This is a genomic window from Micromonospora arborensis (assembly GCF_003205615.1).
Taxonomy (GTDB): Bacteria; Actinomycetota; Actinomycetes; order Mycobacteriales; family Micromonosporaceae; genus Micromonospora; species Micromonospora arborensis.
On sequence record NZ_PYBV01000021.1, the window covers coordinates 98,091 to 110,076 of the forward strand.

Sequence of the window (11,986 nt, forward strand, 5' to 3'; positions counted from 1 at the left end):
ACGCTCCGGCAACGGAGACCTCCGATGAGCCGTCAGGCTCGCAGCGAGTTGTGGCGGCATGACTTCCGCCGGGCCGGTTGGGCGGCGTGGGTGGCCCCGTTGGGCGCGCTGGTGGCGACGCTGGCCATGACGACGTTGGCCGTCGGGGGCGGTGCCGGTCGGCAGCAGGTGCGGGATCTGCTCCTCACCGGGCTCGAGGCCATCGTGCCGCTTGCCGTGGCGATGGCGGCCGTGACGGCGATCGCCGGTGACCGCAGTCGTGAGCTGCAACTGTCGCTGCCGGCGAACTACGTGGCGACGCTGGGCCGGCGGGTCGGCTCGCTGGTCGGGGCGGCGTTCGCCGTGTGCGTCGTCTTCTCCGTCGGCGTCCTCGCCGCCGGTTGTTGGTCCGGGCCCCGTTTCGTCGCCTCACCGCTGGTCTGGGCGCCACCGACGATCGCGCTGGTCGGCCTCGGCGTGTTCATCGCCGTGTTGACCCGCAGCGTCGTGCTCGCCACGAGTGGTCTGGCCGCGTTGTGGCTCACCCAGCAGATCTACGCCAGCGCGATCGGGGCGGTCGATTGGGCCCGGCCGTTCCTGTTGTTCCAGACGACCCGGGTGGGAGTCACCGACGGGTGGGCCCTCGACCGGACGCTGCTCGCCGTCGTCGGCGTGGCGTTGGTGGCCGCCGCCGCGGCGCTGCTGCGCCGCCCCGACCGGCTCCTGACAGAGGAGGAAGCATGATCCGCTACGAGTTCCTGATGCAGATCCGCAAACGGTCGCTGTGGATCACCACCGCGATCCTGGCCGTCGTCATGCCGCTCCTGCAGGGCAACCGGGGCCCGAGCTCGCTTCCGGACGATATGTCGGCCCGAGCGGTCATGGGCACCTGGGCGTTCCTGTTCTCGATCCTGCTGCCGATCGGGTTCGGGACGGTGCTGGCCGACCGACTCGTCCGCGACCGGCGGTTGGGGATCGTGGGACTGCTCGACAGCCTCCCCGTCGGCCCGGGCGCGCGGGTGCTGCGCCGCTACGTCGGCAGCGTCGCCGCCACCGCCGTACCGGGTCTCGCGATCATGATGGCCGCCGCGGTCTTCGAGCTCGCGACGGGACGCCACGACCCGGCCCTGCTGCTCTGGGCGCCGATCGCGTTCGCGCTGGTGATGCTTCCCGGCCTGGCGTTCATCGCCGCGTTCGCACTGGTGGCACCGCTGGTGGTGACCGCGCCGCTGTTCCGGGTGCTGTTCGTCGGCTACTGGTTCTGGGGCAACATGCTGCCCACGAACTTCCTTCCGTCGCTGACCGGCTCGTTGATCGCACCGATCGGCGACTACCCGGCAAGTTGGCTGACCGGCGAACGGATGCTCTGGGCCGGCGACGACGGCTGGCTCGGCTTCCTGCGGCCCGACGTGACCGGTGCGACAGCCGCGCTCAGCATCGCCCTTCTCCTCCTCGTCGCGCTCGTTCCCCTCGCGGCGAGCGGGCCACTGCTGGCCCGCCGCCGGGTCGCCGGCTGACGCCCGTACCCCCTCTGTTTGGAAGGTTTTGACGTGGATCTGAAGATCAGTGACCTGCGGCGCAGGTTCGGCAAGGTCGAGGCGTTGCGCGGGGTGGACCTGGAGATTCCCGGCGGCATGTTCGGGCTACTCGGAGCGAACGGCGCGGGCAAGACGACGCTGATGCGCATCATCGCCGGTGTCCTGCCACCGACCAGTGGACTGGCCATCGTCGGCGGCAACGATCTGAGCACCCGCGAAGGGCGGGTGGCGGTACAGCGGCGGCTGGGTTACCTGCCGCAGGACGTCGGGCTCTACCCGGACCTGACACCGGTGGAGTTCCTGGACTACGTCGGACTTCTCAAGGGGCTCGACGACAAACCGGCGCGGACCCGCCAGATCGGTGAGCTGCTGGAGATGGTCGGGCTCTCCGATGTGGGCCGACGCAAGCTGAAAGGCTTCTCGGGTGGGATGCGCCGTCGGGTCGGGATCGCGCAGGCGCTGCTCGGTGACCCGTCGATCGTGGTCGTCGACGAGCCGACCGCGGGGCTCGACCCCGAGGAGCGGATCCGTTTCCGCACGGTGCTCGCGTCGCTGGCCGGACATCGCACCGTCATCCTGAGCACGCACGTGGTCGAGGACGTGGCGCAGACCTGCCGGGAAACGGCGGTCATGGCCGGCGGACGGGTGATGTTCACCGGGCCGGTGACCGATCTGGTCCGGCACGCCGAGGGTGCGACGTGGGAGGTCACGACATCGGGGCCGGCACCGACCGGAGGCGTGGTGGTCTCGGCGGTGGGCCGGGCCGACGGCACCCACTACCGGGTGGTGAGCCCGAGCCGCCCCGACCCGGAGGCGACACCGGTCGCACCGACGTTGGAGGAGGGCTACGTCGCTTTCATGCAGACCGTCTCGGCCGGCGCCGAGAGAGTCGGCTCGTCCTAGCGGCCCGGCCCGTGCGCGGCACCGATCAGTCGGTGTGGCCCTCGCCGCCGCTCTGACCGGTGAGGTAGACGTGCTGGTGCCCGAGGCCGGCGTCGACGTTGATCTGGTCCAGTTGGTCCGCCGCCACCGACCACGCGGCCGCGGCGGCGGTCCGGGACCGCTTCACGATCTCGATCAGGCGAGGGCGCTGCGCCTCCGGGCCGGCCAGCGCGGCGGCGAACAGGTCGACGGTGACCGCGAAGTCGTTGATCGCGCCACGGAATGCGCCGCGGGCCACATTGGTCGCGGTCGTCCCGGACGGGCTCTCGGCGTGCTTGGCGACGAGTTGTGTGATCGTCGTCTGCCAGCCCTGGACCGTGGCGGCGTCGGCGGGCTGGCCCTTCTCCAGTGCCCCGTCGAACGCGGTCAGCAGGGTGTCGAGCGCCTTCTGCGAATCGCCGACGACGGCGGTCAGCTCCTGAATCTGCTGCTTGTCGCGCACGGCCTCCTGGGCCCGCAACCCGTCGACCGCACGAGTGGTGCTGTCGGGCCGGCCGATGAGGAAGCCGCTGAGGCCACCGGCGAGCACGGCCACGACGACGAGCACGATGACGACGGTCAGCGGTATCCGGCGGGTCTGCTCCGCCTGGGCCTGACGCACGTACGAGGGCTTCCCGGTCTTGCGCGACACCGGCACTCCATGCGAATCCGTCGATAAGGAGGCTGACCTTATTACGGGCGGGCCCACCCCTTCAAGGGCACCGTGCTCTGCCTGGTCGGCCGGCTTCGCCGATCCGGTCCGTTCCAACCCCCGAAGAACCGACGCGGCACTGCACTAGGCTGTGACGCCGTGAGTAAGCGTCGAAAGAGCCAGCGCCCCGCCGCCGACACCGCCCCTCGCCGAGACAAGGTGCGCGACGTCTTCGTGCCGCGTCCGTTCGACGGGCTGGTCGACGAGCCCGAGTGGATCGCGCTGCGCGAGTTGGTGCCCGCCGCGTCCGCGCCGCTGCGGCTGGCGCCCGCCCTCATCGAGGAGTTCGGGGACCGGCCGGCGACGCTCGCCACGGTGCTGCCGATGGCCGCCCCGGCGATCACCAAGCCGGACGGCCGGGTGCTCATCGGTCTCCAGCGCCACCAGCAGTCCGGTGACGTCTCCCGGGACCTGGCCGAGGCGCTGCTCAGCGCACTGCGGACCGAGCCGGGCGGCCAGGTGGCCGTGCCGCCGTTGCCCGGCCCCGGCCCTCGCCTGCAGGACATCCTCGTCGACGGCCCGCTGGAGATCAGCATGCACGACGGGTTCGAGTTCTGGCTCGACCCCGGGGCCGCCGACGATCCGACCGTCCAGGCGTCGCTGGAACGGGCGAACGCGGCCATCTACCCGACGGTGCGGCTGACCGCGGCGAAGGCCGCGTACTGGTGCCAGGTCCCGGAGAAGGCACACGTGCGCTGGGTGCTGCCGGACGACGAGGACGCCGCCCTGGACGCGCTGGCCCGCCTCGGTGCGGCCGGCCTGCTGCCGCTCGGCGAGCAGACGCGGTTCGCCGGCATGTTCCGCGCACACGGTCGGCTGGTGCCGGTCTGGGACCTGCCGGAGGAGACTCCGGCGTCCGAGTGGGAGGAGCCGGTGGCGCAGTTCGCCAAGCGGTACGCCGAGGCGCTCAGCTCCACCGACCCGCTCGACGCCGCCGGCCGGCGCTCCCGCCAGGGTCTGCTCGGCCGCCAACTCACCCTTCGCTGAGCCGCGTTTGGGCGCCTTCTCCCGGAGAAGGCGCCCATTCTCACAACGGGTCGCGGGTGATCGGGCAGGACATGCAGCGCGGCCCGCCGCGGCCGGAGCCCAACTCGGAGCCGGCAATCGGGATCACCTCGATGCCGGCTCGCTCCAACTGGGCGTTGGTTTCGGTGTTGCGCTCGTAGCCGACGCAGAGCCGGGGCGCCAGCGCGAGGGTGTTGTTGCCGTCGTCCCACTGCTCGCGTTCCGCGGTGACCGGGTCCAGCCCGGTGTCGATGACCCGGAGCAGGTCCAGGTCCATCGCGTCGGCTGCCGCCCGCAGGAACGGCGCGGGCCCGTCCACGCGCGGGTCCTCGCCGTCCGCGCCGGCGATCACCGTGTACGCGGACAGCGTGCTCGCGATGTTGGGATACATCAGTACGGCGTCGACGTCGACCATCGTGCAGACCGTGTCGAGGTGCATGGTGGCGCGCTTCTGGGCGATCGGCACCACCAGGATGGTGTGGGCCAGTCCGGCGGCGAAGACCTGCCGGCCGAGGCGTTCGGCACCGGCCGGTGTCGTCCGCTCGCCCACCCCGACCGCCAGCACCCCGGGTGCGAGCAGCAGCACGTCCCCGCCCTCCAGGTGCTCAAGGTTCGGGCGGTAGACGAACTCGGTGCCGGCGAAGCGTGGGTGGTGGCGGTAGATGGCGTCGGTCAGGGTGGTCTCGCGGCTGCGGGCCGGCATGGCCAGGCTGGTCACACCGACCCGATCGCCGATCCACAGCGACGAGTCTCGGGTGAACAGCAGGTTGGGCAGCGGGTCGATGACGAAGTCGTGTCGGTCCATCAGGGTGTAGACCAGCCCGCCCGGCCGCTCTGAGCTGATCCGCAGTTCCTCGTGGGCCAGCCCGGCGGTGAGCACGTCGGCGAGGGCGGCCGGGTCCAGGTAGGAGAGGTGGTCGGCGACGCGGGCCCGCAGGGTGTCGCCGAGCCGCCGGGAGCGCAGCACCTCCTCGGTGAGTTCGGCTCGGGCCTCCGCGACGGCGAGCGTCTCGGTCAGCAGGGTGGCCAGGTAGAGCACCTCGACCCCGCGCTCGCGCAGTGCGGCGGCGAACGCGTCGTGCTCCTCCTGGGCACGCCCCACCCAGGGGATCGCGTCGAACAGGAGCGAGTCGTTGTTGCGCGGGGTGAGCCGGGCCAGTTCGGGGCCGGGCCGGTGCAGCAGTACGGTGCCGAGCCGGCCGACTTCGCTGTCGACGTAGTGGGTCACTACCGCAGCGTAGGGCAGGGTTTGGCGGCATCCGAGAAAAGAACTGTGGATGAATATGGCATTCATCCACAGTCACTCCGGCGCTCCGGCTTGCAGAACACCGGTAGTAGCAACGTAGGGTAGTGAGGACATAACTTCGAGGGACCTTTTGCCGGAGGTCGCGATGACTGTCTTTCCCGCACGACGAGCCGTACCGTCCGCTCGGGCACTGCCGCCCGTCGCGGTGCCACACCCCCGCGTCGAGTCGCCGGGGGTTCTTGAGCCGGCCCGTCCGACACCGCTCGAATGGGCCCGCCGCCGTCGTGCCGAGCGAGGTGCGCGCCGACTGGAGGCGGCCGGGGCGCGGGCGCTGGGTCAACTCGACCACCTCGGGCCCGCCTGGCACGTCATCGAGTGGCCACGCACAGACGTGACCGACGTTCTGGACCGCGGTCAGGACGAACGCGCCGGGTTCCTCGCCATCGGGCCGAGCGGCCTCTTCGCCGTGACCATCGCCGACCACGGCCGGGCGAGGGTGCTCGTCGCCGGGGACGTCGTGCAGATCAACGGCAAGCGTCCACCGTACGTGGCCGAGTCTCGCCGGGACGCCAAGCGGGCCAGCAAGGCCCTCTCCGACGCGGTGGGGCTGACCGTTCCGGTGACACCGGTGCTGACCTTCGTCGGCTCCGGCGTGATCAGCGTCTACGGCCTTCCAAAGGACTGCCTGATGGCCACCCACCGGGAGTTGGACCGGCTCCTCGTGGCCGGGGGCAGCCGGATCAGCCCTGCTACCGCCGAGAAGCTTTCCCGGGTCGCCCAGCACCCTGGGACCTGGCTGAACGGCACGTACCGTCCAACTGCCGACTACCGGTGGTATGACGAGGGCCGAATGGCCGCTGACAAGCCGGCTCACCGCCGGTAACGTCACCAACGACGCCACGCGGCTCCGGTCCCCCCGTCCACCTCACCGGTTCTCGCGCCGTCACCGGCCGCCTCGCTTCAGGCTGCGCGGCTCGGTGACCCGGTGCGCTCGGTGATTCCGTCGGCGACCCGCTAGCGTGGACAGTCGATCGGTGCACATAGGAGGCGCGGTGGCCCACGTCGAACTTTCGCTCTCGGAAGCGTTCGTGCCGGCGGCACGGGCCTCGACAGAGCCGGAGTCCGGCAATGTCGGCCAATGGTCCTCGACGGTGTCCCGAGCCGATGAGCCCTGCGTGCTGATCGATGCCGACACCCGGGTCGTGGCGATCTCCACGGCCGGCTGCGAGCTGCTCTGTCTGGGCGAGCCGGACGGCCTGATCGGGCGACCGCTGCTCGACGGAGGGCTACGCCTCCTCGACTTCACCGCCAACCGGGGCGAGTTGACCGAGGCCGAGATCGACAAGATTCCGCCCCTGCTGGCGCTCTCCTCCGGCCGACTCGCCCGCGGGCTGCTCCGTGTCCAGGCCGCCTCGGCGAACAGCTCCGACGCCACCGTCGACGCGATCTCCACCCCGGTGCTCACCGACGGCAACGTCGCCGGTTCACTCACCTTCTTCTCCGAGGTCTGACCTGCGGCGCAGCCGCACGAGGTCTGACCTGCGGCGCAGCCGCACACGGCGTTGCCGGGGTGGGCCCACCACGCAGGCCGTAGGGTGCCCTCATGCTCGATATCGCTCTGCTGCCAGGGGAATACGCTGTGTGGCGGCTGCCCGCTGGCGCCGCCCTGCCGTACGCGCTGTCGAGCGGGCTGAGGGGCGCCGACGTGGTGACGGTGAGCTGGACCTCCGACGGGATCTCCGTGATCTGCCCAGCGGACCGGGCCCCGGTGCAGGCCGTGGCGGAGACCGCTTGGCGCTGTCTACGGGTCACCGCGTCGGTGGAGTTGGCCGACACGGGCAGCCTGGCCGCACTCGTCGACCCGCTCGCCGAGGCACGGGTCAGCGTGGTCACGTTCTCCACCTTCGACACCGACTATCTGCTGGTCCCGACCGTCCGGCTGACCGAGGGCACGGCCGCGTTGCAGCGCGCCGGGCATCGCGTCACCGGCTGAGCTTCACCCGATCGGCCGCTCACCCTACGATGGGCTCGGCCGACCCGGCCGCGACGAATTCTCCGATGTCCCGAGGATCGGCCCGTGCCGTTCACCCCACCCCGCCCCGCGTCTTCCCCACCGCGGGCGACGGTCCACATCCCACCGGCGACCGGCGACCGGGCGGCCGACCGCGTCCCTGCCCGGACGGCGTCCCGGATCCTGCCGGTAGCCCTCGCGACGCTCACCGTCGCGGCGTTGGCCGGCTGCGGCGCCCCACCCGGGTTGCGGGATCCGGCCGACGTGCCCACCCACACCGCAGCCCCGACGACACCCGCCGCGAGCACCGCACCTGCCACCCCACCGGCCACCGCACCGTCACTCGGTGGGGTCACACCCACTCCGGACGCCGGGCTGGTCGCGACGGCCTGCCGGAACGGGCCGACCGCTGCGCGGGTGGTGCAACTGCTGCACGGCCGGACAGGAGTGCTCCCGCCCAACGTCCGGGTCCAGGTCCGCACCGGGCCACTCTGCGCCGCTGACTGGCAGTTCACCCTGGTCGAGGTGACCGGGCACGAGGAACTTCAGGTGGTCACCCGGGGCCAGCCCGCCGCACCGGCGCTGATCACCGCCGGCACCGACGTCTGCACCATCGAGGTACGCGCCACCGCCCCGGCCGGAATTCGCGCCCTCGCCTGCGACGCGGGTCCGGTCACCCGGCCGAGTGCGTAGGCTGACCGGCATGCCGGGAACACCGCCGACACGCTTCGTCTACCTCGGACCCGAGGGCACCTTCGCCGAACAGGCACTGCGCTCCGTCCCCGCCGCCGAGCGCGGCGCCCGCACGCCGGCCCGCAGTGTCGGGGAGGCCCTGGACAGCGTCCGGGTCGGGGATGCCGACGCCGCGCTGGTGCCGCTGGAAAACTCGATCGGCGGCGCGGTGGGCGTCACGCTGGACGAGATGGCCGAGGGGGACCCGTTGGTGATCACCCGGGAGGTGATCCTGCCGGTGGAGTTCGTGCTCGGTGCCCGACCCAACACCCCGCTGACCTCGATCCGCACCGTGGCGGCCCACCCGCAGGCGTCCACCCAGTGCCGGGGTTGGCTGCGTGACCATCTGCCCGACGCCGTGGTGGTCGACGTGCTCTCCAACGGCGCGGCCGCCGCCGGTGCCGGTGCCGGCGAGTACGACGCCGCCATCTGCGCGCCGATCGGGGCGACCCGGCACCGGCTCGCGACACTCGCCGAGAAGATCGCCGATCATCCGGACGCGGTGACCCGGTTCGTGCTGGTGTCCCGCCCCGGGCCGCCCCCGCCGGCGACCGGCGACGACCTGACCTCGCTCGCGGTCTACATCGCCCACGACCGGGTGGGAGCGCTGCTGTCCGTGCTCATGGAGTTGGCCGTCCGTGGGGTCAACCTGACCCGGATCGAGTCCCGCCCGACCGGCGAGGCGCTGGGCCGGTACGTCTTCTTTCTGGACTGCACCGGGCACGTGGCCGACGTACGGATGGGTGAGGCGTTGCAGGGGCTGCGCCGGGTCTGCGCCGACGTCCGTTTCCTGGGCTCGTACCCCCGGCACCGGTGGGCCGAGTCGGCGGGCGAGCGGCCGGTGCCCGCGCCGGCGGGTCTCTCCGACGCCGATTACGTCGACGCGGCGGCCTGGCTGACCCGACTGCGCACGGGTGAGTTGACCTGACCGGGCGGGGCGCCCCCAAAGATCGGGAGCGCCCGCGCCCGCTCCAGATCAACTCAACAGACCGGGAGCGCCCGCGCCCGCTCCAGATCAACTCAACAGACCGGGAGCGCCCGCGCCCGCTCCAGATCAACTCAACAGACCGGGAGCGCCCGCGCCGAGGTGGTCAGCTCAGCAGACCGCCGAGCAGACCGCCCTCCTGCTGCTGCTGGCCACTGCCCATGACCGGCGGCTCCTCGGACGGCTGCACCACCACGAACCCCTGGCCGGCGAAGCTCATCGTGAACGACTCACCGGTCCGCCGACCCAACAGCGTGCCGAGACCCAACTGCTCGGCCCGGTGGTAGCCGGTCTGGAGGTTGGCCGACCAGCAGACCGCGGCCTGCGGGTCGACGTACGTCGGGGCGTCCACGTTGAGCACGACCGGGGTGCCCTTGGTGGTGATGGCGATCCGTCCGTGGCCGCTGAAGACACAGTTGAACAGGCCGGACGAGGAGGCCATCCCGGCACCGCCGACCATCCTGATGTCGTACTGGAGGGTCGAGTCGAAGGCGAGCACGCTGGAGCCGTTGATGGAGAGCGCGTCACCCGGCTCCAGGTCGATGATGTGCACGTCCTTGGCCAGCTCGGCGAGGAAGACGTCACCCTGGCCGGAGACCTTCATCAGCGGGACACCCTCGCCGGTGAGCTTCTGCTTGAGGAACTTGCCGAGCCCGCCCGAGCCCAGCGCCTGGAACTGCACATTCCCCTGGTAGGCGACCATCGACCCGACCCGGGCCATCGCCTCGCCGTTCAGCTCGATCTTCAACATCTTGGAGTTCTGCAGCCGCATGCCGGGCTGCGCGGACTCCTTCTCCAAATTCTCCGAGGAGAACAGCTCACTGCGCATGAAAGGGTGCCTCCTGACAGGGTTTTGCGGTCGCTGCACCGACGGTAGGCGACCACGGCAACCACGGTCCATCGGCCGGGGGCGTGCCGTGGTCTGGCCGGCGGCTGCCGGTGGTGCTCAGCCCCAGCCCAGCGAGTGCAGCCGCTCGTCGTCGATGCCGAAGTGGTGGGCGATCTCGTGCACGACGGTCACCGCGACCTCATCGACGACATCGTCGTCGTTGTCGCAGATCCGCAGGATCGGGTGCCGGTAGATGAAGATCCGGTCCGGCAGCACGCCCGAGTAGTCCCAGCCACGGGTGGTGAGCGCATGGCCTTCGTAGAGGCCGAGCAGGTCGGGCTCGCCCTGCGGCGGGTCGTCCTCGACGAGGATCACCACATTGCTCATCAGGCCGAGCAGTTCCTCGGGCACCTCGTCGAGGGCATCGGCGACCAGCTCCTCGAAGCGCTCGCGGGTCATCTCCACCGGCACCTCGCCCATTGTGCCCGATGTCGGATCGGTTGACCCGGCCGAAGCGTGCGGCCGACCAGATCCGCAGGCCCGGTCACCGCGTGCCGTCGAGCGGGCCCGTGGGCCTGCCGCCGCGTGCCGTCGAGCGGATCCGCGGGTTCACGGAGAGAGTGACCGCCCAGGGGCGGGCGGAGACTCTGTCCGTGAACGAGCGGTTGTGGGTCGACCGGCTCAGGAGGCCAGACGCGCGCTGAGGGTGATCTCGGCGCCCGGCGAGAGCAGGCGGGAGATCGGGCAGTTGGCCTTGGCTGCCTCGGCGAGCTTCTGGAACTCGGCGTCGTCGATCCCGGGGACCTGGCCAACGGTCTCCAGGTCGATCCGGGTCACGGTCATCCCGGCGTCGGTCTTGTCCAGGTGGACCTTGGCGGTGGTCTCGACCGAGGTGGCCGTCGAGCCGGCGTCGGCGAGCGCCTTCGAGAACGCCATCGAGAAGCAGCCCGCGTGCGCGGCGGCGATCAGCTCCTCGGGGTTGGTGCCCTCGCCCTCCTCGAAGCGCGACTTGAAGGAGTAGTTGCCCGACAGGCCGCCCTTACCGGTGCGGACCGTGCCGGCGCCCTCGGTGAGATTGCCCTGCCATTGTGCTGAAGCGGTACGGATAGGCATGAGGAGAACGCTAGCGGAAAGGTGACCGCCGAGCGACCGACCGGCACGGACGCCCGCCCTGCGATCCCCGTCACTAACAGGTGACTGTGCCATGATGCGAGCCAGGTCCGTGACCGGCGGAAGGATGGCCGATGTCCGACGAGCTTCCAGTCCCACGGCAGACTGACCGGTCCGAGGGGCCGGCCGTGATCGAGTGGGGTGCGGTCGACCCGGCTCCGCGGCACCGCTTCGGCTTGTCCCTGGCCGGTCTCACCCAGGACCCTCGGCTGCCCCTGCTGCTCGCCGGTCTGGGCGCGGTGGCCGGGATCGCCTCGCTGGTCGGTGAGTGGCTGGTGATGATCCTGCCGCACGGCGGGCCCGAGGGACAGGGCACGCTCGAGGTGCCCGCCGGGGTGTCCGACGTCGGGGGCTTCGGGGTCGGCTACCTGGTCGGGCTGCTCGGCCTCGTCTGTGCCGTGTCGCTGGCGCTGCGGGGCACGGCGGCCGTGCGGCCGAACGCCCGACTGGCCGGTCTCACGCTGGCCGGCGCGCTGTTGGGGCTGCTGGTCGCCGCCACGGCCACCCTCAACGACCCTGGTCAGCGAAACTTCTTCTACTCGCCGGAGGACGGCGTCCAAGCCGAGTACGGCCGCGGACTGGTGATGGCGTTCGTCGCCTGCGTGCTGCTCGGCGCGGCTCTGCGGCTGGCCCCGGCCGTGCCGCCCGGCGCACTGGTCGGGCCACCCGAGGACGACGGGCCTGGGGGTGTGCCAGCACCTCGGCTGTGGCGCCGGCACCGGGACCCGGTCCAGGAGGACGGCCTGCCCGCGCCGGCCGACCTGACCGTCACCCCGGCCGCCCCGTTCGCCCGCCCCGACCACCCCGCCTGAGCGGCACGCCCGCCCGCTGCGCCGATCTTGCGCCTGCTGTCCCGAC

15 protein-coding genes are annotated in these 11,986 nt (G+C 71.5%); 10 read left to right on the forward strand and 5 right to left on the reverse strand.

Annotated elements, in window-relative coordinates:
• The first annotated feature begins 24 nt into the window (after nucleotides 1–24).
• Genes C7C45_RS17695 through C7C45_RS17705 form a run of 3 tightly spaced genes read left to right on the forward strand, consistent with a single transcriptional unit; the run spans nucleotide 25 to nucleotide 2,420 of the window.
• On the forward strand, nucleotides 25–723 hold the full coding sequence (locus C7C45_RS17695) for a hypothetical protein (RefSeq protein WP_110564766.1): 699 nt from the start codon (nucleotides 25–27) through the stop codon (nucleotides 721–723).
• Nucleotides 720–1,496 (forward strand): hypothetical protein, encoded by a 777-nt coding sequence (locus tag C7C45_RS17700; RefSeq protein WP_110564767.1) that lies wholly within the window; start codon nucleotides 720–722, stop codon nucleotides 1,494–1,496. Before C7C45_RS17695 ends, C7C45_RS17700 begins: the two co-directional genes overlap by 4 nt.
• Nucleotides 1,497–1,529: 33 nt before the next feature.
• Nucleotides 1,530–2,420, forward strand: coding sequence for an ABC transporter ATP-binding protein (locus tag C7C45_RS17705; RefSeq protein WP_208641206.1), 891 nt, complete (start codon nucleotides 1,530–1,532; stop codon nucleotides 2,418–2,420).
• A gap of 25 nt (nucleotides 2,421–2,445) precedes the next feature.
• Here the strand turns inward: C7C45_RS17705 and C7C45_RS17710 are convergent, their stop codons facing one another.
• A complete protein-coding gene (locus tag C7C45_RS17710) occupies nucleotides 2,446–3,090 on the reverse strand; it encodes a hypothetical protein (protein ID WP_146247343.1) in 645 nt (214 codons plus the stop codon).
• 159 nt (nucleotides 3,091–3,249) lie between these two features.
• Between C7C45_RS17710 and C7C45_RS17715 the strand changes: the two genes are divergently transcribed.
• Nucleotides 3,250–4,137, forward strand: coding sequence for a DUF5926 family protein (locus tag C7C45_RS17715; protein WP_110564769.1), 888 nt, complete (start codon nucleotides 3,250–3,252; stop codon nucleotides 4,135–4,137).
• A 40-nt stretch (nucleotides 4,138–4,177) separates the two neighbouring features.
• Here the strand turns inward: C7C45_RS17715 and C7C45_RS17720 are convergent, their stop codons facing one another.
• On the reverse strand, nucleotides 4,178–5,383 hold the full coding sequence (locus C7C45_RS17720) for an arginine deiminase (protein ID WP_110564770.1): 1,206 nt from the start codon (nucleotides 5,381–5,383) through the stop codon (nucleotides 4,178–4,180).
• 163 nt (nucleotides 5,384–5,546) lie between these two features.
• On the opposite strand from C7C45_RS17720, the gene C7C45_RS17725 reads away from it, so the two are divergent.
• The 5 genes from C7C45_RS17725 (at nucleotide 5,547) to pheA (ending at nucleotide 9,072) form a co-directional block, all read left to right on the forward strand.
• A complete protein-coding gene (locus tag C7C45_RS17725; protein ID WP_110564771.1) occupies nucleotides 5,547–6,284 on the forward strand; it encodes a hypothetical protein in 738 nt (245 codons plus the stop codon).
• A gap of 169 nt (nucleotides 6,285–6,453) precedes the next feature.
• Nucleotides 6,454–6,912 carry a hypothetical protein gene (locus C7C45_RS17730; RefSeq protein WP_110564772.1) on the forward strand — a complete coding sequence of 153 codons (459 nt, stop codon included), beginning with the start codon at nucleotides 6,454–6,456 and terminating at the stop codon, nucleotides 6,910–6,912.
• Nucleotides 6,913–7,004: 92 nt separating this feature from the next.
• Nucleotides 7,005–7,394: an ACT domain-containing protein gene (locus C7C45_RS17735; RefSeq protein WP_110564773.1), complete on the forward strand. Its 390-nt coding sequence runs from the start codon at nucleotides 7,005–7,007 to the stop codon at nucleotides 7,392–7,394.
• 84 nt (nucleotides 7,395–7,478) lie between these two features.
• A complete protein-coding gene (locus C7C45_RS17740; protein ID WP_341866495.1) occupies nucleotides 7,479–8,105 on the forward strand; it encodes a hypothetical protein in 627 nt (208 codons plus the stop codon).
• Between the two features lie 10 nt (nucleotides 8,106–8,115).
• Entirely contained in the window at nucleotides 8,116–9,072 is a 957-nt protein-coding gene (gene pheA / locus C7C45_RS17745) for a prephenate dehydratase (RefSeq protein WP_110564774.1), read from the forward strand.
• A gap of 163 nt (nucleotides 9,073–9,235) precedes the next feature.
• On the opposite strand, the gene C7C45_RS17750 is transcribed toward pheA, so the two are convergent.
• The 3 genes from C7C45_RS17750 to C7C45_RS17765 form a co-directional block, all read right to left on the reverse strand.
• A complete protein-coding gene (locus tag C7C45_RS17750) occupies nucleotides 9,236–9,958 on the reverse strand; it encodes an AIM24 family protein (RefSeq protein WP_110564775.1) in 723 nt (240 codons plus the stop codon).
• 117 nt (nucleotides 9,959–10,075) lie between these two features.
• Complete coding sequence (locus tag C7C45_RS17755; RefSeq protein ID WP_208641211.1) at nucleotides 10,076–10,423, reverse strand: metallopeptidase family protein; 348 nt, start codon at nucleotides 10,421–10,423, stop codon at nucleotides 10,076–10,078.
• Between the two features lie 216 nt (nucleotides 10,424–10,639).
• Nucleotides 10,640–11,071 (reverse strand): OsmC family protein, encoded by a 432-nt coding sequence (locus C7C45_RS17765; RefSeq protein WP_110564777.1) that lies wholly within the window; start codon nucleotides 11,069–11,071, stop codon nucleotides 10,640–10,642.
• Nucleotides 11,072–11,202: 131 nt separating this feature from the next.
• On the opposite strand from C7C45_RS17765, the gene C7C45_RS17770 reads away from it, so the two are divergent.
• A complete protein-coding gene (locus tag C7C45_RS17770; RefSeq protein ID WP_110564778.1) occupies nucleotides 11,203–11,940 on the forward strand; it encodes a hypothetical protein in 738 nt (245 codons plus the stop codon).
• Nucleotides 11,941–11,986 lie beyond the last annotated feature (46 nt).